The organism is Siminovitchia sediminis (assembly GCF_042680885.1).
Taxonomy (GTDB): domain Bacteria; phylum Bacillota; class Bacilli; order Bacillales; family Bacillaceae_C; genus Siminovitchia; species Siminovitchia sediminis.
Map to the genome: position 1 here is coordinate 1 of NZ_JBHUEO010000038.1, position 22,953 is coordinate 22,953.

Here is a 22,953-nt window from a genome sequence, read left to right on the forward strand (position 1 = left end):
AATCTTTTTCTTAAAAATAAAAACACAAAAATCTAGATACAAGTCGTCTAAATGTAAAATAAAAAAGCCTGTAGAGAAAAAAACAGCCTGTAGAGAAAAAAACATATACTTTCTCTACAAGCTGAATAGAGCTCCGGCTCTATTTTTTTTATTGGAGAGCCGGCTCTTATGGGAGTCTCCGCTATGTCCTCTTATATTAAATATTGATAAAATGGATAGCCTCCAGCCTGAAGGAACGATGGTATCGCTGGCCAAGGGGGATTCTTGCCCGCTTTTGCTGCCTTTAAAGAATAGTTTGCTGCTTTGAAAATTGAAGCTCAAAAAATGAATTTAACAAAAATCCTCTAATGATGATTTTTTATTTTCATCCAAGGAGAGAGCGGAGAAACCTGAATTTTTTCTTGAAAAAAATTAAAGGATGGCTGTAAACGACACATTCAAAACACAGAATAAATGTTCGCTTTTTACTTGGCATGCATGTTTAAAAAAGGTATAATAAAAATAGATTTTGCTATGAATGATCCATAGTTTGAAACTGTGAATTGAATATATTTGAGGAGGAAAATCTGTGAGTGATCGTCAAGCGGCATTAGATATGGCTTTAAAACAAATAGAAAAGCAATTTGGAAAAGGCTCCATTATGAAATTGGGTGAACAGACAGACCGGAAAATTTCAACGATCCCAAGCGGATCCCTGGCGCTGGATATAGCACTGGGTGTCGGCGGTTATCCACGAGGACGAGTGATTGAAATCTATGGTCCGGAAAGTTCAGGTAAGACGACGGTTGCCTTGCATGCCATTGCAGAAGCCCAAGCCCGGGGCGGTACAGCAGCCTTCATCGATGCAGAACACGCACTGGATCCGGTGTATGCCCAAAAACTTGGAGTGAATATTGATGAATTGCTTCTTTCCCAGCCTGATACAGGGGAACAGGCTTTAGAAATTGCGGAAGCACTTGTTCGAAGCGGTGCTATTGAAATTCTTGTGATTGACTCTGTGGCGGCTCTTGTACCAAAAGCGGAAATTGAAGGAGAAATGGGAGATTCCCACGTTGGTTTACAGGCCCGCCTCATGTCACAGGCGTTAAGAAAGCTTTCTGGTGCGATTAATAAGTCCAAAACGATTGCTATCTTTATCAACCAGATCAGGGAAAAAGTCGGCGTCATGTTCGGTAACCCTGAAACAACTCCCGGTGGCCGTGCGTTGAAATTCTATTCATCTGTCAGATTGGAAGTCCGCCGGGCCGAGCAATTAAAACAAGGGCAGGAAGTTGTCGGCAGCAAAACAAGAATCAAAATTGTCAAGAACAAAGTAGCCCCTCCATTTAGAACAGCAGAAGTAGATATCATGTACGGAGAAGGAATTTCACGTGAAGGTGAGATTATTGACATGGCTTCAGAGCTGGACATTGTTCAAAAAAGCGGATCCTGGTATTCATATAATGATGAAAGAGTAGGTCAAGGCCGTGAAAATGCCAAGCTCTTTTTGAAAGAAAATGAAGATATTCGCGATGAAATTATGCACAAAATCCGGGATTATTATGGATTGGACGATGCGAAGCCTGAACAAGGCGAAGGCGAGCAGGAAGAATTTACGCTTCTTGATCAATAAGGAAAGTGGCAGACAGCAAAGCTTCGGCTTTGCTGTTTTTTTTCAGTATACTTATCACCCGCATGCACCAAGTAAGGGGCATTTTAATAACGCCTGAGCAGACGGCAGGTGATTTGTTGTCCCTATGCTGCAGACTCCCAAACTCATCGATGAACAGGCGTTTGCTCTTTTGTTGCGAATAAAGGGTCAGAGCTTGACATTCAAGCCCTGCAGCTATAAAATTAAACTGTATATTTTACAATTTTTTCTCGTAAAATTAGAGCGTTGCTCTGCATATTGTAACATGTACCAACCGACAGTCAGAATTGATACAAGTTTATAGCAAGAGGGGGTGAAAACATGGATCTGACCATATTCATCATCTCCATTTTGCTTGCCCTTATCGTCGGTGTAGTTGTTGCCTATTTCATCTTTAAGTCAGTTGCTCAGGCTAAACTAACAGGTGCTCAAGGTTCAGCTGAAAAAATTTTGGAAGATGCCAAAAGAGAAGCAGAATCATTGAAAAAAGAGGCCTTGTTGGAAGCCAAGGATGAAAACCATAAACTCCGAATTGAAACTGAACGTGAACTTCGTGAAAGAAGAACTGAATTGCAAAAACAGGAAAACCGCTTAATGCAAAAGGAGGAAAACCTCGACAGAAAAGATGATACTCTGTCCAAGCGTGAAGATCAGCTTGAACGGAAAGAGGAATCTTTGAATGGAAGACAACAACATATTGAAGAGATGGAAAGCAAAGTGGATGAAATGATCCGCCAACAAAAAGCAGAACTGGAACGTATTTCCGGGTTGACACGCGAGGAAGCAAAATCACTTCTCTTATCCAGTGTTGAGAAAGAATTGGCGCATGATACCGCGTTAATGATAAAGGAAAGTGAGATACGAGCGAAGGAAGAAGCGGACAAGAGAGCAAAAAATATCCTTTCTCTCGCAATCCAACGCTGTGCTGCCGAGCATGTTGCCGAAACAACCGTTTCGGTTGTTAACCTGCCTAACGATGAAATGAAAGGACGGATTATCGGTCGTGAAGGAAGAAACATCCGGACCCTTGAAACATTGACAGGCATTGATCTCATCATTGACGACACACCAGAGGCTGTAATTTTGTCAGGCTTTGATCCAATCAGACGGGAAACCGCCCGAATTGCACTGGAAAAGCTAGTACAAGACGGACGCATCCACCCAGCCAGAATTGAAGAAATGGTAGAGAAAGCAAGGCGGGAAGTTGACGAGCATATTCGAGAAGTCGGTGAGCAGACCACCTTTGAAGTTGGAGTTCACGGACTCCACCCAGATTTAATAAAAATACTCGGCCGCTTGAAATACCGGACAAGCTACGGACAAAATGTTCTTAAACACTCTATAGAGGTAGCTCATCTATCCGGATTGCTGGCAGCTGAATTGGGTGAAGATGAAGCTCTGGCACGCCGTGCAGGACTCCTGCATGATATTGGGAAAGCGATCGACCATGAGGTTGAAGGCAGCCATGTCGAAATTGGAATCGAGCTGGCTACGAAGTATAAAGAACATCCAGTCGTCATTAACAGTATTGCCTCTCACCATGGCGATACGGAACCTACTTCTATCATCTCCGTACTTGTTGCAGCAGCGGATGCCTTGTCAGCAGCTAGACCGGGAGCTAGAAGTGAGACACTTGAAAGTTACATTAAACGGTTGGAAAAGCTGGAAGAGATTTCAGAATCCTATGATGGAGTCGAAAAATCATTTGCCATTCAGGCGGGTAGAGAAGTTCGAATCATTGTGAAGCCGGAGCAGATCAATGATTTGGAGGCACATCGGTTAGCCCGTGATATACGAAAACAAATAGAAGATGATCTTGAATATCCCGGACACATCAAGGTGACTGTAATTCGGGAAACAAGAGCTGTAGAATACGCAAAATAAAGCGGTGTGATTGATTCACATCGCTTTTCCTGTTTTTTGAGAATGATAAATATGGAGTATACAATTGATGTCAATGAATATGATACAATCATACAAGGATAAGTATAATGTAAAGAAGGGGCATGCATGGATATTTTATTTGTCGGCGATGTAGTCGGCTCTATGGGCAGAGAAATGATAAAAGAATATTTACCGAAGCTAAAAGCCTTTTATAAACCACATATTACCATTGTTAACGGTGAAAATAGCGCCGGTGGAAGAGGGATCACTGAATCCATTTATAAACAGCTTCTTGAAGCTGGGGCCAATGCGGTCACCCTTGGAAATCATTCATGGGATAATAAAGGAATTTTTGATTTTATTGACCAGGCTAAATATTTAACTAGGCCGGCCAATTTTCCTGACGCTCCCGGTACAGGAATGGTCTTTCTAAAAATAAATGACTTGGAAGCGGCAGTCATCAATTTACAGGGACGGACTTTTATGCCGCCGCTGGATTGTCCATTCAAGAAAGCTGAAGAACTGATTAAACTGGCAAAAGCAAGAACCAATATTATTTTTGTGGATTTTCACGCAGAGGCTACCAGTGAAAAGCAGGCCATGGGATGGTTTCTTGATGGCCAAGTGACAGCTGTTGTGGGTACACATACCCATGTACAAACCGCTGATGAAAGAATTCTACCCGGAGGTACAGCCTATCTGACAGATGTCGGCATGACAGGTCCATATGATGGAATTTTGGGAATGGAGAAAGATCCGGTATTATACCGTTTTCGAACTTCGATGCCCTCACGTTTTGAAGTACCTAAAACGGGAAGAAAGCAATTGAGTGCCTGCTATATGCAAGTAAGCAGAGAAACGGGCAAGGCCAAATCTATAGAACGGATTATGATTAACGACGATCGCCCATTCTTTAGAGATTAATATTGATTTCCGACGAGATAAGGACAAACCGGAATAGTTCCTCCCCTTCCCGAATATAGTAGAAGTGGAAAGGTCTACCGCGGTTGGCGCGGCTTAGATGCCATTGATATGGGGAAATGACAAGGAGGAACAGGAAATGGAGATATTAAAAGTTTCAGCAAAATCCAATCCAAATTCTGTAGCGGGCGCGTTGGCAGGGGTTCTTCGTGAAAGGGGAGGAGCCGAAATCCAAGCTATAGGGGCTGGGGCACTGAATCAGGCAGTAAAGGCTGTCGCTATTGCAAGAGGTTTTGTCGCCCCCGGAGGAGTAGATTTGATATGTATTCCTGCTTTTACAGACATTCAGATTGATGGGGAAGAAAGAACGGCAATCAAGCTGATTGTTGAACCAAGGTAGAAAAATTTTATACCCTGTTTCACCATACATTTTTATAGAGGTGAGCCTTTATAAAGCTGGATTCCATCGTGGAACCGGCTTTTTACTTTGTCAGGCTAAAAACAGTCCGATTACTTAGTACGGGGGCTGTCCCGGAAGCATATACATATAACAAAGAAAAAATGATGAAAGGGTGTGCCAATGTTTGAATTATATAATGTTGCAATCGTTCCTTTGATCATTGGAGTCGTCGAATTGATGAAAAGATATGGTCTGCCTGTGAAATATTCACCGCTGATGTCCGTAGCCCTGGGTCTTATTTTCAGTATCTATTTTATTCCTGTCAATCTGAAAGAAGGCATTATTATCGGGCTGATGTTTGGCTTGTCTGCTTCCGGACTATATAGCGGAGGAAAAAATATAATGACCAATCATCGTAAAAATGAACCAAAATAGAGCTGATCAATCGCTCTATTATTTTTTTGTTCTTTTTCTCTATTTCCTTTTATTGAAAATGAACCTTGGTCACCCGGTCTAATCGAACATTTATCAACAAATCTGTACGCCTGTTGTATTCAAAAAAAAAAGGGATTATACTAGTAGAATGTATGGAAACAAAACATGAATGTTTGAACACTATATAACCATCGTTATTTGATTTGTTATATATAGAAAGGGGATTTTTATGAACGAGAAACAGCGTTTGGAAAGTAAGCAAGTCCAACAAAGTACCTCCTCCGCAAAACAAGAGAAGGACTACAGCCAATATTTCCAAACTGTCTATATGCCGCCTTCCTTGAAAGACGCAAGAAGAAGAGGCCGGGAAGAAGTCAAATACCATAAAGATTTTGAGATTCCCGATGAGTTTTTGGGAATGGGTCAAGGAAGAAAGTTTTATATCCGTACGTATGGTTGCCAAATGAACGAACACGATACGGAAGTCATGGCCGGAATTTTCATGGAGCTTGGCTACGAACATACAGATTCGGTTGAGGATGCGGATGTCATCCTGTTAAACACCTGTGCGATCCGTGAAAACGCGGAAAATAAGGTCTTCGGAGAACTCGGTCATTTAAAGCCCCTCAAATTGGAAAAGCCTGACCTGTTAATCGGAGTGTGCGGCTGTATGTCCCAAGAGGAGTCGGTCGTCAATCGGATATTGGAAAAGCATCAATTTGTAGACATGATATTTGGCACACACAACATCCACCGTCTTCCAAACATTCTAAATGAAGCCTATCTGTCCAAAGAAATGGTGGTTGAAGTATGGTCAAAAGAAGGGGACATCATTGAGAACCTTCCGAAGGTCCGTATGGGTAAGATCAAAGCTTGGGTCAATATTATGTACGGCTGTGACAAGTTCTGTACGTACTGTATCGTTCCTTATACCCGCGGAAAAGAAAGAAGCAGACGTCCCGAAGACATTATTCAGGAAGTCCGTCACTTGGCTGCCCAAGGCTATAAAGAGATTACTCTCCTCGGCCAGAACGTCAATGCATACGGAAAGGATTTTGACGATATCGAATATGGGCTCGGCGATTTAATGGACGAGTTAAGAAAGATTGATATTCCGAGAATCCGGTTTACAACGAGCCATCCGCGGGATTTTGATGACAGGCTCATTGAAGTGTTGGCGAAAAAAGGCAATATGATGGAACATATTCATTTACCGGTCCAATCCGGTTCCAGTGATATATTAAAAATTATGGGGCGCGTCTATAATCGTGAGCAGTATTTGGAGCTTGTCAGAAAAATTAAGGCGGCCATCCCGGATGTTTCCTTGTCAACAGATATTATTGTTGGATTCCCCAACGAAACGGATGAGCAATTTGAAGAGACCTTAAGTTTGTACAAAGAAGTGGGATTTGAAACAGCCTATACATTCATTTATTCGCCGCGCGAAGGGACACCTGCCGCGAAAATGAAGGATAATGTATCAATGGAAGTGAAAAAAGAAAGGCTGCAGCGTCTCAATAAGCTTGTGAATGAGCTTTCTGCCGAAGCAATGAAAAAATATGAAGGCCAAATTGTTGAGGTGCTTGTCGAAGGCGAAAGCAAGACAAATCCAGATGTGCTTGCAGGTTATACACGTAAAAACAAATTGGTTAACTTCAAAGGACCGAAATCGGCCATTGGAAAACTGGTGAATGTTAAAATTACAGAAGCAAAAACATGGACGCTCGACGGAGTTATGGTTGAAGAGCGGGAAGCAGCTGAGGTGAACTAAGATGGCAAAGTACACAAAAGATGATATTGTAAAACGTGCCCACGAATTGGCAAAAATGATTGCCGAAACTGAAGAAGTGGACTTTTTCAAACGTGCTGAAGCACAAATTAACGAAAATCAGAAAGTTAGAGAAATGATTGCAAGCATCAAAAGTCTTCAAAAACAAGCGGTGAACTTCCAGCATTACGGAAAAGATCGGGCACTGAAGCTGGTGGAAGAAAAACTGGAAAAGCTTGAGCAGGAACTGGATGAAATTCCAATTGTTCAAGAATTTAAGCAGTCCCAAACGGATGTCAACGACTTACTCCAGATGGTGGCAACTGCTATTTCCAACAAGGTTACTGATGAAATTATCACCTCCACTGGAGGAGATTTGTTAACCGGGGAAACAGGAGCCAAATTGAAAAATAGCACTTCCGGCTGTTCATAGGATAAAGTACAATCGCCAGTCTAATGAAGATTAAATAGTATTGCCCCAATACTTGAAACAAAGCCAATTCCCGAGGAGACAGTTTTTTTGTCTGCAGGGAATTGGCTTCATTATTATCCGCGTTAAGCGCGCTTTACCTTGAAATCGATGTGTGGATAGTGTTTTTTGTTTGTGTGGATGTTAATCCCTTCACTTTTTATCACAGATAAAGGAAGGTACGAAAAATGATGCTTATCGGCATTAAGCTGGACATGTGCCGGGTCAGGCGTAAAAACGCCCTCAAAAGAGAACTTATTGCCAGCACCGATGGAACTTTTATTCTACATGGGAGGACGCAAAGCGTCTCAGAACAGCACCATCCTATGGCTTCGGCATGCCCTTAGTTCCCCTTGTTCTTCGTCGGATATACCGCTTTTAGGTTTCTTTGACCTGCAGCTTTTCCTGCAGTCGTGCTATTTTGTACGGTGTAGCAGCTTGGGGGTCGGTAAGATAATTAAGTTTACTGACTGGTCTATGGGAAACATTCCTCTGTCCGTTTGGGCGGAGGTTTTTTATTGTCGGGAGGATGGCTTTATTCTTATAGCTGAAATAAGACAAACACCAATCTTAAATGCACCCATATTTTATACAAAGCTAGGAAATATCTCTATTTCCTGCTTGAGCATGTCTGGTTAACTGCCTAAATATAGGCGGGGGTGGGCTGATAAATTAAGCACAGGAGTCCAGGCCAATGCATACGATGAAGTGAAAATGAATGAGGAGGTTTCGCTCGAATGGCAGAATATAAAGAAATTATAACAAAAGCGGTCGTTGCGAAAGGACGCAAAATGACACTGTCCAATCATACGATCAACCCGCCACATTATCCTTCGAGCATACTGGGCTGTTGGATTATCAACCATAAATACGAAGCGCGGAAAGTAGACAATAACGTCGAAGTCTGCGGCTCTTTTGATATTAATGTTTGGTATTCCCATCATGATAATACGAAGACATCGGTGGTTACAGAGAAAGTGGATTATAAAGATATAGTCAAATTGAAATACCGTGATCCCAATTGTCTGGATGATAAAATGGTGACTGCTAGAGCTCTCCAACAGCCAAATTGTGTCGAAGCAGAGGTTTCAAAGAAAGGCAATAAAATTGTTGTGAAAGTGGAAAGGGAATTCCTCGTGGAAGTCATCGGTGAAACAAAAGTATGTGTTGCCATTTATCATGATAAATGTTCGTGCGATGATGACGAGTGGGAAGATGAATTGGATGACAAGGAATTTGAGGAAATTGATCCCGATTTTCTTATGGCCCTTGAAGAGGAATAAATGGCTGACCGGGAATGTTCCCGGTTTTTTATTTTAAGTCAAATAAATGTACGATGTTCTTTATACGCTCTGCTTAACCAGTCTCGCGCCTGGCCTGTAATCATTAAGCCGATTGGGGAGAGCATCAATAATTATGGTGTTCCGGCGAACGGTCTACTTGACTGGGTCCCGGCAGCTTATCGCTGCATAAGTCCGTTCGCGGAAGCTTTACATGATGGACCCGGTATCATTTGCTTCCCTGTCCGCCAGTGAACGGCCTCCCCGATATTTCTCATTTTTCCCGGCGCTGCACAAGGCCTTTGCAGTTTTGTTTCATTCGGATATAGAAAAGCAGGCGTTTTGAATGGTATGATATAATCAGGCTAAGCGTATGAATGGAAAGGAAACGGTACATATGGGGCAGTATACACCTATGATTCAACAATATTTAAAGATCAAGGCAGAGTATCAGGATGCCTTTTTATTTTTTCGTCTCGGAGATTTTTATGAGATGTTTTTTGAGGATGCGATCCAAGCTTCACAGGAGCTCGAAATTACGCTGACAAGCAGAGACGGCGGTACCGAAGAGAGAATCCCGATGTGCGGTGTTCCTTATCACTCCGCTTCGGGGTATATAGAGACCCTGATTCAAAAAGGGTATAAAGTGGCTATTTGCGAACAAACGGAAGATCCAAAACAGGCAAAAGGTGTTGTCAGGCGTGAAGTGGTCCAGCTGATTACGCCTGGAACGGTCATGGAAGGAAAAGGAATTTCTTCAAAGGAAAATAATTATATTGCGGCTGTCTCCAATGCCGAGGGGCAATCTTTCGGTTTAGCCTATACGGATCTATCCACAGGCGAGAACCGGGTGACGAACATCAAAGGCTCATCTGACCTGTTGTTGGATGAATTGGCTTCCATTGGAGCCAAAGAAGTCATCGCCGATCCGGACGAAGATAAGGAACTGATCAGGCAAATTCAAAACAGATGCCAAGCAGTGATTTCCTTTGAAGAAGAATTTCATACCAAAGAAGAATTTCTCCCGGTCATTCAGGATTTACATATAAAAGAGCATCAAGATTCGGCCCAAAGACTGCTTCATTATTTAAAAAAGACGCAAAAACGCAGTCTGGATCATTTGCAGCCATTTGTTATCTACGAAACTCATCAGCATATGAAAATAGATTTTTATTCCAAAAGAAATTTAGAAATCACAGAGCCCATCCGTGGTACAGATAAAAAAGGTACACTCGTTTGGCTTTTGGATGAAACAGCTACAGCGATGGGAGGACGTCTTCTGAGGCAATGGATTGACAAGCCCCTTGTCAGCAAAACAGAGATTGAAAAACGTTATTTGTTAGTAGAATTATTCATTGAACACTATTTTGAACGTCTTGACCTGCAGGAACTATTGAAAAGTGTATATGATTTAGAACGGTTGGCCGGAAGGGTGGCATTTGGGAATGCCAATGCGCGAGACTTGATTCAATTAAAAAAATCGTTATTACAAATTCCTTCCATTCGAAGCTTAATAAAAGGAATGGAACATGACGAAACTGACAGGCTGGCAAAAAAACTGGATCCTTGTGAGGACCTGGCAGAATTGCTGGAACGTGCCGTTGCCGAGCACCCTCCGATTTCTGTGAAAGAAGGAGGCATTATTAAAGACGGTTATCATGTGGAGTTGGATGAACTTCGGGATGCTAGCAGAAACGGGAAAAGCTGGATTGCAGCGCTTGAAAAGGAAGAACGTGAAAAAACTGGAATTAAATCGCTGAAAGTCGGATATAACCGTGTGTTTGGCTATTATATTGAAGTTACCAGGGCGAATGTTAAAAACTTGGAAGAAGGCCGGTATGAAAGAAAGCAGACATTGGCCAATGCCGAACGTTTTATTACTCCTGAATTAAAAGAGAAAGAAGCCTTGATATTGCAGGCGGATGAAAGATCCATAGAATTAGAGTATGAACTCTTCCTTGATTTGCGGGATCGGGTGAAAGCTTTCATTCCCAGACTGCAGCAAACCGCGAAAATCATCAGTGAGATTGACATATATCAAAGCTTTGCAACGGTCAGTGAGGAAAGACATTATGTGAAACCGCATCTTCATTTCACCCGTGAATTGGTTGTAGAAAATGGCAGACATCCTGTTGTAGAAAAAGTGATGGGTTCCCAAGAATATGTTCCAAATGATTGCAGAATGGATGAGGATAAAGAAATACTGCTAATTACCGGTCCAAACATGTCAGGAAAAAGTACTTATATGAGACAGGTAGCACTGACGGCGATTATGGCTCAAATCGGTTGCTTTGTACCGGCATCACAAGCCAAACTCCCTATTTTTGATCAAATTTTTACGAGAATTGGAGCAGCAGATGATTTAATTTCCGGGCAAAGTACATTTATGGTTGAAATGCTTGAGGCTAAAAATGCCATTACGAATGCTACTGAAAACAGTTTAATCCTGTTTGATGAAATTGGCCGCGGGACTTCAACCTATGACGGCATGGCTCTGGCACAAGCCATCATTGAATATATTCATGATGAAATAGGTGCCAAAACTTTATTTTCGACACATTATCATGAACTGACAGAATTGGAACAAAAGCTGGCACATGTAAGCAATGTCCATGTCAGCGCGGTTGAACAGCAAGGCAAGCTGGTTTTTTTGCATAAAGTAAAAAAGGGTCCCGCCGATAAAAGCTACGGAATTCATGTAGCAGAACTGGCAGAACTGCCGCACAAACTGATTCGGAGAGCTGAGGAAATATTAACTGAACTGGAAAAAAATGAAAGGGCCTATCAGCCAAGTGCCACACCAGAAAAAGCATTGGAAGCAGGGGAGTCTCCATCTAATGAAGTGCAGGAGCAGCTGACCTTTTTTCCGGCTCCGAAGGAATCGGCAATGGACAAGCAGGGGAAGAAAGTTCTAAAAGAGATAGAAAACTTAAATCTATTGGAGATGACTCCTTTAGAGGCTATGAATGTATTATTCTCCCTTCAAAAAAAGGTTAAAAAATAAAGACGGAGGAGGAACAGGAAAAATGCGTGAAATTATAGAGCTGGACGACGTTCTGTCCAATAAAATAGCTGCAGGTGAAGTTGTAGAACGCCCTGCCTCCGTTGTAAAAGAATTGGTAGAAAACGCAATAGATGCCGGCAGCACGATAATTGAAATCCATATAAAAGAAGCGGGTCTTGAAGAGATCCGTGTCATTGATAACGGAGCAGGGATCAGTGAAGAAGATGTAAAGGCTGCCTTTCAAAGACATGCAACCAGTAAAATCAAGGATGAACATGATCTATTCAGAATCCGTACGCTTGGTTTCCGTGGGGAAGCATTGCCAAGTATCGCTTCTGTATCAAGATTAACCATGGTTACGGCAAAAGAAGGAAAAGACGGAACAAAGGCCGTATTGGAAGGCGGGAAATTGATCTCCCAGGAAAAAGCACCTTCCCGCAAAGGGACAGACATAACTGTTTCAGATTTATTTTACAATACACCAGCCCGCTTGAAGTATGTCAAAACGCTTCATACTGAAATGGGACATATCACGGACACTGTCAATCGCCTGGCGCTTGCTCATCCGGATATAGCTCTAAGGCTGCGCCACGATGGGCGAGTATTGCTCCATACAAACGGAAACGGAGATATTCGCCAAGTATTGGCAGCCATTTATGGAAAAAATACAGCAAGAGATATGATCCGCATTCAAGCAGAATCATTGGACTTTTCCATATCGGGCTATATCAGCCGGCCGGAAATCACAAGAGCATCACGGAGTTATTTGTCCACAATGGTCAATGGAAGGTTTATTAAAAATTACTCCCTTGTCAAAGCAATTTTAGAAGGATACCATACACTGCTGCCCATAGGAAGGTTTCCGATTGCGTTACTGACTGTAGAGATGGACCCAATCCTGGTGGATGTAAATGTCCATCCGGCAAAACTGGAAGTCCGCCTAAGTAAAGAACAGGAACTTAAAGAATTTGTTTCAGATACAATTAAGCAGGCATTTAAGACAAAGCAGCTGATTCCTTCAGGATCAGCACCCAAACCGCAATTCCATCCAAAAAGCATCCAGCCTGAATTCCGGCTCGAACCTGCGGAAAGGCAAGAAAAGCCGAAGCGGAAGCCGTCTGTAACTCACGGTTTTAAAAAGGAAACATTACTCTCGGCCAATGAGATGAAAAAACTGTATGAACCTGAAGAATATGAACCGGCGGATTCCCATGTGTCTTTTACCTATGAATCGGATGGCCCTGCCATTGAAATGAATAAAGAAGTCCCGGAAACACAAACTGTTGTTCCGGCAGGTAAAACCGCAACCGGACATGATACAAAAGGGCAGGAAGACCGTTTTCCTCCTTTGTCCCCCATCGGTCAAATGCATGGAACCTATATTTTTGCACAAAATGAACAGGGGCTTTATATGATTGATCAGCATGCCGCTCAGGAACGGATTAAATATGAATATTTCCGAGACAAGGTGGGCCGGGTCTCCCAGGATTTACAGCCGCTTCTGGTTCCGTTCACGCTGGAATATTCAGTGGATGAATGTATGAAAATTAAAGAATATATGGAAGAACTGCAGGCTGTCGGTGTGTTCCTGGAAGAGTTCGGATTGAATAGTTTTGTAGTTAGAATGCATCCTGTCTGGTTTCCGAAAGACCAGGAAAAACAGATGATCGAAGAAATGATTGAACAATTGCTGTCCATGAATAAAATAGACATGAAGAAACTGAGAGAAGAGGCTGCGATTATGATGAGCTGCAAAGCAGCCATAAAAGCAAACCGCTATTTGCGTGACGATGAAATACAGGCTTTGCTTGATGAATTACGTCAAACGGAAGATCCTTTTACCTGTCCGCATGGCCGGCCGGTGATCGTACATTTTTCTGTTCAGGATATTGAAAAGATGTTTAAGAGGATCATGTAACCAAATTTGTCATAAACTTATTACATAATCCGTGATAAATTTAGGCAAAACGGTATAATGGAGCTAGTGTATACAAGGGGTGATTGATCGTTGATGATGTATATGATTATCGTATCGATTATTGTGTGTATTGCCGCACTTGTCGGCACAATTCTAGTCGGAAGAGATGTTTCAAGACAGTTGAAACAATATGAAGAGGAAGGCGATACGCTAGAAAATGAATTGGCACGGTCTCATGCATACGAAAAAACGTCTTTGAAATATAATGTTAAGAGATTATCTTGGATTTATGCGGTGGTCCTATTGGTAGTTTTTATTGTTTGTGTAGGAATTATATATTATGGAGTGAACCAATAAACAAGTGTCCATAAGGATGCTTGTTTTATTTTTTATGTAACTGCTATAATATTTGGACTAGCAGAGCTAATCTCACATTCACTGCATATAATGAACGCAGCAGGCACAAACCGAAGGGAAAGGGGACTGGCAGGTGGAAACATACATATTGGCAATTGATCACGGAACAACGAGCACGAGAGCGATTCTCTTTAATAAACTAGGCGAAGTGGTCAATATATCTCAAAGGGAATTTACGCAATATTTTCCTCATGCAGGATGGGTAGAGCATGATGCCAATGAAATCTGGGGTTCTGTTTTGTCCGTGATTGCAACTTGCTTAACGGAGGCGAGGGTAATGGCTTCTCAGATTGCCGGTATAGGGATAGCCAATCAAAGGGAAACCACGGTTATATGGGATAAAAAAACGGGCGAGCCCATCTACCGTGCAATCGTGTGGCAATCCAGACAAACTGAGTCTATATGCCAGGCATTGAAAGACCAAGGTTTTGAAGGGACATTCAGAAGTAAAACAGGCTTACTTATTGACCCGTACTTTTCCGGGACAAAAGTCAAATGGATCCTTGACCATATAGAGGGTGCAAGGGAGAAGGCGAAGAACGGCCGGCTCCTTTTTGGTACAATGGACTCCTGGATTATCTGGAAATTGACTGGTGGACAGGCACATGTTACAGATTATACAAATGCCTCCAGGACATTGATGTTTAATATCCATACACTTGAATGGGATGAGGATTTATTGGATATACTGGATGTTCCTCCATCTATGCTGCCGAAGGTCCGGCCATCTTCCGAAATTTACGGCAAAACCATTCCTCAACATTTTTTTCAACAGGAAGTACCGATTGCTGGAGCTGCCGGGGATCAGCAGGCTGCCTTGTTCGGGCAGGCATGCTTTGAAACAGGAATGGCGAAAAACACATATGGTACCGGCTGCTTTATGCTGATGAACACGGGTGAGAAGCCTGTTAAATCGGAAAATGGCCTCCTGACAACCATTGCATGGGGAATGGACGGCAAAGTGGAATATGCCCTTGAAGGCAGCATTTTCGTCGCAGGATCGGCCATTCAATGGCTGAGAGACGGATTAAAAATGATAGAAGACTCCCCATCCAGCGAACATTACGCTTTAAAAGTCGAGTCAACCAATGGCGTGTATGTCGTACCTGCCTTTGTCGGATTAGGAACTCCCTATTGGGACAGTGAAGTAAGAGGAGCTGTATTTGGTTTGACAAGAGGTACCACAAAAGAGCATTTTATCCGTGCAACACTGGAGTCTTTAGCCTACCAGACAAAAGATGTCTTAACCGCAATGGAAGCTGATTCAGGCATCACATTAAAAAAACTCCGAGTGGATGGCGGAGCAGTCAAAAATAATTTTTTGATGCAATTTCAAAGCGATCTACTCGGGGTTGGTGTGGAACGTGCCGAAATCAATGAAACTACCGCTTTGGGTGCAGCCTATCTGGCTGGACTGGCAGTCGGTTATTGGAAAGATAAAAATGAAATCGGACAAAGATGGTCTTTGGACCGGGAATTCCTTCCGAATATGGCCGAGGAGCAATCCATATTATTGTACGAGGGCTGGAAAACAGCAGTAAAGGCTGCCATAGCTTTTAAACCATCATAAGGGCATTGTTTATAAAAAGTAGGTGAAGACAACCATGATATTTTCATCTGTATCCAGAGAACATATTTTGGGAGAAATGGCTTCCCGGACATATGATCTGTTGATTATCGGAGGCGGTATTACCGGTGCCGGCATTGCACTGGATGCAGCAGTCCGCGGTATCAGAACAGCCTTAATTGAAATGAATGACTTTGCTTCGGGCACTTCCGGCAGATCAACCAAACTGGTTCATGGCGGCCTTCGCTATTTACAAAATGGAGAAATAAAAGAAGTGGCAGAGCTGGGAAAAGAACGGGCCATTGTTTATCAAAACGGCCCGCATGTGACAACACCAATTTGGATGCTGCTTCCTATCCATAAAGGCGGTCCTTTTGGTAAATGGTCGACAAAGGCAGGATTAACGCTCTACGATATCCTGGCTCGGGTACAGAAAGAAGAAAGGAAAAAAATGCTCACTGCCCGTGAAGCCTTGGCAGAAGAGCCACTGCTTAAAGAGGACGGACTTTTGGGAGCCGGGAAATATGTGGAATACAGGACAGATGACGCGCGCCTTACCATTGAAGTGATGAAAACATCTGCGCAAAAAGGTGCGGATGTCATCAATTATGTGAAAATGGAGTCATTCATCTATAACCATGAGAATAAAATATCTGGAGTTCGAGCAAAAGATCAACTCAACAACCGTATCTTGGACATCAAAGCAAAAACAGTGATTAATGCCTCAGGCCCATGGGTTGACGATGTGCGTTCTATCGACAGAGCAATAGATCAAAACAAAAAACAGTTGAAACTGTCAAAGGGAATACATCTGGTTTTTGATCAACTGAAATTCCCTTTGCGGCATGCCGTTTACTTTGATGCCCCGGACGGGCGGCTGATTTTTGCTATTCCAAGGGATAACAAAACATATGTCGGAACAACAGATACATTTTACAATGGAGACCCTGCTATTCCAAAAGCAGGAGAAGAAGACCGGGGGTATTTGCTCTCGTGTATCCGTCATTTTTTCCCTGAAATAAAGTTGACAATGGAAGACATTGAGTCCAGTTGGGCAGGAGTCCGGCCGCTTATTTCTGAAGAAGGCAAATCCGCTTCAGAGATCTCTAGAAAAGATGAAATTTGGGAATCTGCATCCGGGTTAATAACAATTGCCGGGGGTAAGCTAACAGGTTATCGTAAAATGGCAGAAAGAGCCGTTAACATCGCAGTAAAAAGGCTAAAAGCGCTGGGCCATGGACCTTATGGCCCCGGCTCAACGAAAACCTGCACTTTATCAGGCGGTGATATGAATGATCTTGATCAGCTCATCACTCATTATGAGCAAAAGTCCGGCGCTTTTGGTTTGAGTCAGCAGGAAGGCCGTTATATCGCTTCCAAATATGGATCTAATGCCGGGGTTTTATTTAATTGGGCTTTAGAAGCAGGCTCTGCTTCAGATCGGCTTTTATATGCAGAAGTCATGTACGCATTGTATGATGAGATGGCTGTATCACCTTCTGATTTTTTTATCAGGAGGACGGGGGATCTTTATTTTAATATTCAAAGAGTCTATACGAGTAAGGACTTAGCTATAAAATGGATGGGGCAAGCCCTTGGCTGGTCTGAGGAAGAGAAACGTGCCTATGATGCTGAATTAATCAAATATGTGAATGAAGCAGCGGGAAAAGCATAACTGCCAGCCATTTTCAAATGATGTCTTCTTTTGTTACACTTAATAGAGCATGTAGAGAAAGCAGTGAAACGGTTGAATAACAAAAAGAAACTCATTGTCTTGGTCGGCCCCACAGCTGTTGGAAAAACAAAGGCAAGCATTAAAATAGCCAAGACTTTTAATTGCGAGATTATCAGTGGGGATTCGATGCAAATCTATAATGGAATGGACATAGGGACGGCGAAAATCCGACCGGATGAAATGGAAGGAATCCCCCATCATTTGCTTGACATCCGGGATCCGAGGGAATCTTTTTCTGTTGCAGAATTTCAGGAAGCTGTCAGAAAAAAGATCCATCAGATTACAGAGCGCGGTTCTATACCGCTGCTTGTAGGCGGAACAGGTTTATATGTTCAATCGGTACTGTATGATTATCAATTTACAGAAATGGATAACGACCCTGTCTACAGAAAGCAATTGGAAGAAAGAGCAGCTTTGGGAGAAGGTCCTAAATTATATAAGGAACTGCAGACGGTTGATCCCCGGAGTGCCCAAAGCATTCACCCCCATAATATTAAACGTGTTATCCGGGCTTTGGAGATTCATCATCTGACAGGAATGAAAAAAAGTGACAGGCCGACAGCCAAGCAAGATGATCTATTGTATGACGCCGCGGTGATCGGTTTAACCATGGAAAGGGAGAAATTGTATAAACGGATCAATAAACGGGTAGATTTGATGATGGAAGAAGGTCTGCTGCAGGAAGTCAAGTATTTTTATGAACAAGGGATACGCGATGTTCCGTCCGTCCAGGCAATCGGATACAAGGAATTATATTTGTATCTGGACGGCAGTCTGACACTTGAGCAAGCGGTGGAGCTTTTGAAAAAAAACACACGGCGATTTGCAAAACGTCAATTTACCTGGTTTCGAAATAAAATGGATGTAAAGTGGTTTGATATGACAAATGAAGGGGAACACTTGAATCAGATTGAACAAATTATTCATTTTATTGCAGGAAAGCTGCAAATAAAGGCGAATACATAACTAATAGAGAAAAAGAGGAGGCCATCAGATTGAAACAAGCCGTCAATATTCAAGATCAATTTTTAAACCAGTTGCGTAAAGAGGGGATCCCGGTAACTGTTTTCCTCCTGAACGGATTTCAACTGCGCGGGCAGGTAAAAGGATTCGACAATTTCACGGTATTATTTGAAACGGAGGGAAAACAGCAGCTTGTATTCAAACATGCAATCTCAACGTTTTCTCCGCAAAGAAATATTCAAATCTCATATGAAGAACAGTAAAATAACAAATAGCGTCCACACAGAGTGGCCGCTATTTTTCATCAAAAATGGATTAAATATACGCTTTTCTCTGTCAGGCCCCGTCGGACAGCTGGTACTCTTGGATAAGTTCCATGGCCAAGGAAAACTCTAAGAGTATACATTTGCCCGATCACATCAAAGATGCAGGCGTTTTAATCTCCCTTTGCCCACCAATGATTGGCAGGGGGCTGCGCATTGGTTTGAAAAGAACCAACTACACTGTCAGTAAAAACGGCCGCGGTGAGAGAGGCGCTTCCGCTTTTTGCGCATACCCAAAAAGTAAATTAATATAATATTTTAAGGCGGTTGAGGCACACAAATAAATATCTGGGCGTATACTGTTTCTGAATAAGGGGTGAGAAGCTGTGGATGAACCAATCAAGATGAAAAATAATGGCCAGATCAGTATTATGCTCAATATGCAGAAGCGCGAAAACGCTAAAAAACTGCTTAATAAAGTGCCTTCTCCGAAATCCTTGTCGAACCAGCATGCCATTTTAAGGGAAATTGAAGAAGAAATGAGCGCTCTTGTCGGTTTACATGAGGTAAAGGAGACGCTGAAAGAGGTATATGCGTGGATTTATATCAATCAAAAGCGTGAGGCTGCCGGACTGAAGACGAGCCCACAGGCTTTGCATATGATGTTTAAAGGAAATCCGGGTACGGGCAAAACAACCGTGGCCCGTCTGATCGGAAAGCTTTTTCAAAAAATGGGTGTCTTGCCAAAAGGGCACCTGATTGAAGCTGAACGTGCAGATCTTGTTGGGGAATATATTGGTCACACAGCTCAAAAAACTCGGGATCTCATCAAGAAAGCAACCGGAGGTATTTTATTTATCGACGAAGCTTATTCTCTTGGACGCGGCGGAGAAAAAGATTTTGGCAAAGAAGCCATTGATACACTTGTCAAGAACAAAGTTTCATTTTTTATGCCAATGATAAAGTTAATATTCCCAAGCGGGAGTATAGTGATTATCAATGGAAAAAGTATCAACATTTATTGGACAAGTTAGTATATTTGAATCACCAAATGTTAAAAACGCCTTTTGAAATCCAAAAAGAAATTGGGATTTCTACAAAAGATTTAGAACTTTTATTTAACGAAAACAATATCAAACTTTTAAAACTACCTGATATTGCATTTAATAAGAGAAGTAAAGATTTTGAAAAAATATATCATTTGCATATCAACAAAAGGCTTAGTCTAAATGAAATTTATAGGCAATACGGATATTCTCCTTTATATTCAAAAAGAGTGCTAAAGGACAGGGGAATAGATCACTTGAATTTTGTTAACCAAATGAAATAATTTTAGGAACGTAAGTTTTATGAGATCAAAACCAAGGTGAAACAGTCATTAATAAAAACAGCCCCTCTGAATTCAAGAAGGGCTTATTTTAATGCGACATTAATTTATTAGTTATCTTATTTCATAAAATCGTCCAGTTCACTCTCCAACTGCTTAATAGCTATATGAGGATTATTGGTCTGCTCTACCCAATTAACTATAGCATCTCTTACATTATCATGATTTATTGCTTCTTCTCCAAAGTTCTTTTCTACCCATTCTTGAAATATTAGTTGCTGTTTCCTAGCGACTTGGTAATTATCGGCAGACTTCGCTAATGCTTCTTTGACATGTTTAGGTAACTTCATATAAATCCTCCTAATCATAGTGTTTGTATATTGATTATGTGCTATTACTCTGAACTATGCATCAATTTCTTTTAAGTATTCAAGTTCTTTTTCAGGTGCTATGGCCACCTGCCCATTACTAAAGATAGTAGCCATTCCTTTGTCCGATATTGCGTCAATCATCCATATCTTTCCGTCATACCTCACTAATTTATTGATTACTTTATAATTCATTTAGTAATTTCCTTTCCTCGCAGTTTTTGTCTAGTGTATATTTAAATCGAAATGTGCATCAGTGAATCCTTATAAAATCTACTGATTCTGAGTAATAACCGTTAGATTCTCCATACCAACGAATAGTTACAAATCCTTTAATTGTAGCAAATTTATAAAATGTCCATGTCCCACTTTCGGGAGCGTTAAGGTCATCTTGAGTAACTTCTTCTGCCATTGTTATAGGATTACCAATCAAGTCTTTCAAATCGCCATTTATGTCCTCGATAGACACAGATTCATAAGAATGCTGTTCATGATACATTTTGTAAATCTCCCCGTCAGAAGTATAAAAAATTAATTCGTCTTCATAATCGGTTTCAATTTTTGTCAGTGTTTTCCCTTTCAAGACAGAAACCTCTTCATACATTTTTACCTTTCCTTTCTGTCGCTTTGTTTGTATCAACTTGCCCTTTTATCTACTAACATCTCCTATATCTTTTTCAATAACTTACCAAAGGTAAAACTGTATAGCACCTAATTTCTTCATGTTAAAATTACCTAGAGGTGTTTATATGTTTATATCCCCAATGTTGCTGCATAGCATAGATCAGCCTTTTGATGACGAAAATTGGATAACAGAATTAAAGCTTGATGGATTTAGATGTATTTGGACTAAGTTCAATAGCAAAGTCAAAATTTATACTCGACATAACAATGAGATCACATCATTATTTCCTGAATTAATAGATTTACCGGTACCCGATGGTACTGTCTTAGATGGTGAAATAGTAGTTACGGACTCTCATGGCAAACCAAACTTTGAATATGTCATGGAACGTTTTAAATCCAAGAAATCTCTTCACAAGATAACATTTTGCGTGTTCGTGTTCAGATGATATAATATAAGAATCATTTTCGGGAGGAGTTATTTTATGAAGTGCAATAAATATAACTGGGTACATTTAAAGAGGGTAAGCGTATCAATGACCCTATAAACTGCGTCTACCCTCATTATTGGAGGGTAAAATGTGAATACACCTCATTCACATTCAAATTTGCGCCATAATCAAATTTTATTATGGCTCTGTGTTCTTTCTTTTTTCAGCGTTTTAAATGAAATGGTTTTGAATGTTTCATTACCTGATATTGCTAGTGATTTTAATAAGGAACCAGCAAGTATAAACTGGGTAAACTCATCGTTCATATTAACTTTTTCTATAGGAACAGCTGTATATGGAAAGCTATCGGACCAGCTAGGAATAAAAAAGCTACTCCTATTTGGGATTATAGTAAATTGCTTCGGATCAGTTATCGGGTTTGTTGGACATTTTTTCTTTCCCGTACTTATTTTGGCTCGGTTTATTCAGGGAGTTGGCGCAGCTGCATTTCCAGCACTTGTGATGGTGGTTATTGCGCGCTATATTCCAAAAGAAAATAGGGGTAAAGCATTTGGTATTATTGGGTCCATTGTAACTATGGGAGAAGGTGTCGGACCATCTGTTGGTGGAGTGATTGCCGAATATGCCCATTGGTCTTATATACTGCTTTTGCCTGTTGTAACGATTATCACTGTTCCATTCCTTGCAAAATTATTGAAACAGGAAGAGGTAATAAAAGGATCTTTTGATACTAAAGGAATAATATTTATGTCCGTAGGCATTGTATTTTTTATAATGTTTACGACATGTTATAGAGTTTCCTTTCTAGTCGTTAGCATAATATGTTTCTTAATATTTGTTAAGAATATTAGGAAAGTGTCTAATCCTTTTATTAATCCTTCGCTAGGAAAAAATGTCTCATTTATGATTGGAATCATTTGTGGAGGACTTATATTTGGAACCGTAGCAGGATTTATTTCTATGGTCCCTTATATGATGAAAGATGTCTATCAATTAAGTACTGCTGCAATTGGAAGTGGGATTATTTTTCCTGGGGCAATGAGTGTTATTGTTTTCGGTTATATTGGGGGATTGCTTGTTGATAAGAAAGGTTCACTATTTGTATTAACAACTGGAGTTGCATTTCTTTCTATAAGCTTTTTAGTAGCTGCCCTTTTTATAGAAACAACGCCTTGGCTTATAACAATTATATTAATTTTTGTTTTTGGGGGGCTTTCTTTTACGAAAACAGTTATATCCACCATTGTTTCAAGTAGTTTGGAACAAAAGGAAGCTGGTGCTGGAATGAGTTTGCTTAATTTCACAAGCTTTTTATCAGAAGGAACAGGTATTGCAATTGTAGGTGGATTATTATCGATACATTTGCTAAATCGAAAATTACTACCTATAAATGCTGAGCCATCCACTCATTTGTATAGTAATTTGCTATTACTTTTTGCAGGAATCACAATTATTAGCTGGTTGGTTACTATAAAAATGCATAAACGCTCAAGAGGAAATATATAAAAGAGTTAAAGATTCATTTTAA

21 protein-coding genes and 2 pseudogenes are annotated in these 22,953 nt (G+C 41.2%); 20 read left to right on the top strand and 3 right to left on the bottom strand.

The genetic code is table 11. From position 1 onward, the window contains the following. Positions 1 to 568 precede the first annotated feature (568 nt). The 17 genes and pseudogenes from recA (at position 569) to ACFSCZ_RS13195 (ending at position 19,984) form a co-directional block, all read left to right on the top strand. Complete coding sequence (gene recA, locus ACFSCZ_RS13115) at positions 569 to 1,612, top strand: recombinase RecA (protein ID WP_380774450.1); 1,044 nt, start codon at positions 569 to 571, stop codon at positions 1,610 to 1,612. 339 nt (positions 1,613 to 1,951) lie between these two features. Continuing rightward, positions 1,952 to 3,514: a ribonuclease Y gene (gene rny, locus ACFSCZ_RS13120; protein WP_380774452.1), complete on the top strand. Its 1,563-nt coding sequence runs from the start codon at positions 1,952 to 1,954 to the stop codon at positions 3,512 to 3,514. Positions 3,515 to 3,640: 126 nt separating this feature from the next. Continuing rightward, a complete protein-coding gene (locus tag ACFSCZ_RS13125; RefSeq protein ID WP_380774454.1) occupies positions 3,641 to 4,438 on the top strand; it encodes a TIGR00282 family metallophosphoesterase in 798 nt (265 codons plus the stop codon). Positions 4,439 to 4,574: 136 nt separating this feature from the next. After that, entirely contained in the window at positions 4,575 to 4,835 is a 261-nt protein-coding gene (gene spoVS, locus ACFSCZ_RS13130) for a stage V sporulation protein SpoVS (protein ID WP_380774456.1), read from the top strand. 180 nt (positions 4,836 to 5,015) lie between these two features. Further along, positions 5,016 to 5,270 carry a hypothetical protein gene (locus ACFSCZ_RS13135; protein WP_380774458.1) on the top strand — a complete coding sequence of 85 codons (255 nt, stop codon included), beginning with the start codon at positions 5,016 to 5,018 and terminating at the stop codon, positions 5,268 to 5,270. A 229-nt stretch (positions 5,271 to 5,499) separates the two neighbouring features. After that, positions 5,500 to 7,041 carry a tRNA (N6-isopentenyl adenosine(37)-C2)-methylthiotransferase MiaB gene (gene miaB, locus ACFSCZ_RS13140; protein ID WP_380774459.1) on the top strand — a complete coding sequence of 514 codons (1,542 nt, stop codon included), beginning with the start codon at positions 5,500 to 5,502 and terminating at the stop codon, positions 7,039 to 7,041. Position 7,042: 1 nt separating this feature from the next. Then, positions 7,043 to 7,471, top strand: coding sequence for a YlbF/YmcA family competence regulator (locus ACFSCZ_RS13145; protein WP_380774461.1), 429 nt, complete (start codon positions 7,043 to 7,045; stop codon positions 7,469 to 7,471). A gap of 773 nt (positions 7,472 to 8,244) precedes the next feature. After that, positions 8,245 to 8,790 (top strand): outer spore coat protein CotE, encoded by a 546-nt coding sequence (gene cotE / locus ACFSCZ_RS13150; protein ID WP_380774463.1) that lies wholly within the window; start codon positions 8,245 to 8,247, stop codon positions 8,788 to 8,790. A gap of 394 nt (positions 8,791 to 9,184) precedes the next feature. Beyond that, positions 9,185 to 11,791 (top strand): DNA mismatch repair protein MutS, encoded by a 2,607-nt coding sequence (gene mutS, locus ACFSCZ_RS13155; protein ID WP_380774484.1) that lies wholly within the window; start codon positions 9,185 to 9,187, stop codon positions 11,789 to 11,791. 22 nt (positions 11,792 to 11,813) lie between these two features. Beyond that, positions 11,814 to 13,709 carry a DNA mismatch repair endonuclease MutL gene (gene mutL, locus ACFSCZ_RS13160; protein WP_380774465.1) on the top strand — a complete coding sequence of 632 codons (1,896 nt, stop codon included), beginning with the start codon at positions 11,814 to 11,816 and terminating at the stop codon, positions 13,707 to 13,709. A 93-nt stretch (positions 13,710 to 13,802) separates the two neighbouring features. Beyond that, the gene (locus ACFSCZ_RS13165; RefSeq protein WP_380774486.1) at positions 13,803 to 14,066 is read left to right on the top strand and encodes a hypothetical protein; all 264 of its coding nucleotides are present in this window, start codon (positions 13,803 to 13,805) and stop codon (positions 14,064 to 14,066) included. Between the two features lie 133 nt (positions 14,067 to 14,199). Continuing rightward, on the top strand, positions 14,200 to 15,696 hold the full coding sequence (gene glpK / locus ACFSCZ_RS13170; protein WP_380774467.1) for a glycerol kinase GlpK: 1,497 nt from the start codon (positions 14,200 to 14,202) through the stop codon (positions 15,694 to 15,696). A 34-nt stretch (positions 15,697 to 15,730) separates the two neighbouring features. Further along, positions 15,731 to 17,368: a glycerol-3-phosphate dehydrogenase/oxidase gene (locus ACFSCZ_RS13175; RefSeq protein WP_380774469.1), complete on the top strand. Its 1,638-nt coding sequence runs from the start codon at positions 15,731 to 15,733 to the stop codon at positions 17,366 to 17,368. A gap of 72 nt (positions 17,369 to 17,440) precedes the next feature. Next, positions 17,441 to 18,394, top strand: a complete 954-nt coding sequence (gene miaA, locus ACFSCZ_RS13180) for a tRNA (adenosine(37)-N6)-dimethylallyltransferase MiaA (RefSeq protein ID WP_380774471.1) — start codon at positions 17,441 to 17,443, stop codon at positions 18,392 to 18,394. Positions 18,395 to 18,423: 29 nt separating this feature from the next. Beyond that, a complete protein-coding gene (gene hfq / locus ACFSCZ_RS13185) occupies positions 18,424 to 18,654 on the top strand; it encodes an RNA chaperone Hfq (protein ID WP_380774473.1) in 231 nt (76 codons plus the stop codon). A gap of 386 nt (positions 18,655 to 19,040) precedes the next feature. Further along, positions 19,041 to 19,589 (top strand): annotated as a pseudogene (locus tag ACFSCZ_RS13190) (AAA family ATPase); the annotation flags it as partial. An 86-nt stretch (positions 19,590 to 19,675) separates the two neighbouring features. Continuing rightward, complete coding sequence (locus tag ACFSCZ_RS13195; protein ID WP_144567943.1) at positions 19,676 to 19,984, top strand: AraC family transcriptional regulator; 309 nt, start codon at positions 19,676 to 19,678, stop codon at positions 19,982 to 19,984. Positions 19,985 to 20,100: 116 nt separating this feature from the next. Here ACFSCZ_RS13195 and ACFSCZ_RS13200 read toward each other — a convergent pair whose 3' ends face one another. The 3 genes from ACFSCZ_RS13200 to ACFSCZ_RS13210 are packed head-to-tail and all read right to left on the bottom strand — an operon-like array spanning position 20,101 to position 20,953. Beyond that, positions 20,101 to 20,331: a hypothetical protein gene (locus ACFSCZ_RS13200; RefSeq protein ID WP_144462661.1), complete on the bottom strand. Its 231-nt coding sequence runs from the start codon at positions 20,329 to 20,331 to the stop codon at positions 20,101 to 20,103. A gap of 54 nt (positions 20,332 to 20,385) precedes the next feature. Next, a complete protein-coding gene (locus ACFSCZ_RS13205; protein WP_186306544.1) occupies positions 20,386 to 20,544 on the bottom strand; it encodes a hypothetical protein in 159 nt (52 codons plus the stop codon). Positions 20,545 to 20,602: 58 nt separating this feature from the next. After that, positions 20,603 to 20,953, bottom strand: coding sequence for a DUF7448 domain-containing protein (locus ACFSCZ_RS13210; RefSeq protein ID WP_144462663.1), 351 nt, complete (start codon positions 20,951 to 20,953; stop codon positions 20,603 to 20,605). A gap of 145 nt (positions 20,954 to 21,098) precedes the next feature. Between ACFSCZ_RS13210 and ACFSCZ_RS13215 the strand changes: the two are divergent. From ACFSCZ_RS13215 to tet(45), 3 genes and pseudogenes are all read left to right on the top strand, one after another. Continuing rightward, positions 21,099 to 21,410: pseudogene (locus ACFSCZ_RS13215) on the top strand (ATP-dependent DNA ligase); the annotation flags it as partial. Between the two features lie 48 nt (positions 21,411 to 21,458). Next, entirely contained in the window at positions 21,459 to 21,521 is a 63-nt protein-coding gene (locus tag ACFSCZ_RS13220) for a tetracycline resistance efflux system leader peptide (RefSeq protein ID WP_380774487.1), read from the top strand. 33 nt (positions 21,522 to 21,554) lie between these two features. Continuing rightward, positions 21,555 to 22,931 (top strand): tetracycline efflux MFS transporter Tet(45), encoded by a 1,377-nt coding sequence (tet(45), locus tag ACFSCZ_RS13225; RefSeq protein ID WP_063855885.1) that lies wholly within the window; start codon positions 21,555 to 21,557, stop codon positions 22,929 to 22,931. Positions 22,932 to 22,953 lie beyond the last annotated feature (22 nt).

Coding starts and splice junctions, on each gene's coding strand:
- rny (WP_380774452.1), top strand. CDS start 1,952: ATGGATCTGACCATATTCATCATCTCCATTTTGCTTGCCCTTATCGTC.
- ACFSCZ_RS13125 (WP_380774454.1), top strand. CDS start 3,641: ATGGATATTTTATTTGTCGGCGATGTAGTCGGCTCTATGGGCAGAGAA.
- spoVS (WP_380774456.1), top strand. CDS start 4,575: ATGGAGATATTAAAAGTTTCAGCAAAATCCAATCCAAATTCTGTAGCG.
- ACFSCZ_RS13135 (WP_380774458.1), top strand. CDS start 5,016: ATGTTTGAATTATATAATGTTGCAATCGTTCCTTTGATCATTGGAGTC.
- miaB (WP_380774459.1), top strand. CDS start 5,500: ATGAACGAGAAACAGCGTTTGGAAAGTAAGCAAGTCCAACAAAGTACC.
- ACFSCZ_RS13145 (WP_380774461.1), top strand. CDS start 7,043: ATGGCAAAGTACACAAAAGATGATATTGTAAAACGTGCCCACGAATTG.
- cotE (WP_380774463.1), top strand. CDS start 8,245: ATGGCAGAATATAAAGAAATTATAACAAAAGCGGTCGTTGCGAAAGGA.
- mutS (WP_380774484.1), top strand. CDS start 9,185: ATGGGGCAGTATACACCTATGATTCAACAATATTTAAAGATCAAGGCA.
- mutL (WP_380774465.1), top strand. CDS start 11,814: ATGCGTGAAATTATAGAGCTGGACGACGTTCTGTCCAATAAAATAGCT.
- ACFSCZ_RS13165 (WP_380774486.1), top strand. CDS start 13,803: ATGATGTATATGATTATCGTATCGATTATTGTGTGTATTGCCGCACTT.
- ACFSCZ_RS13175 (WP_380774469.1), top strand. CDS start 15,731: ATGATATTTTCATCTGTATCCAGAGAACATATTTTGGGAGAAATGGCT.
- ACFSCZ_RS13200 (WP_144462661.1), bottom strand. CDS start 20,331: ATGAAGTTACCTAAACATGTCAAAGAAGCATTAGCGAAGTCTGCCGAT.
- ACFSCZ_RS13205 (WP_186306544.1), bottom strand. CDS start 20,544: ATGAATTATAAAGTAATCAATAAATTAGTGAGGTATGACGGAAAGATA.
- ACFSCZ_RS13210 (WP_144462663.1), bottom strand. CDS start 20,953: ATGTATGAAGAGGTTTCTGTCTTGAAAGGGAAAACACTGACAAAAATT.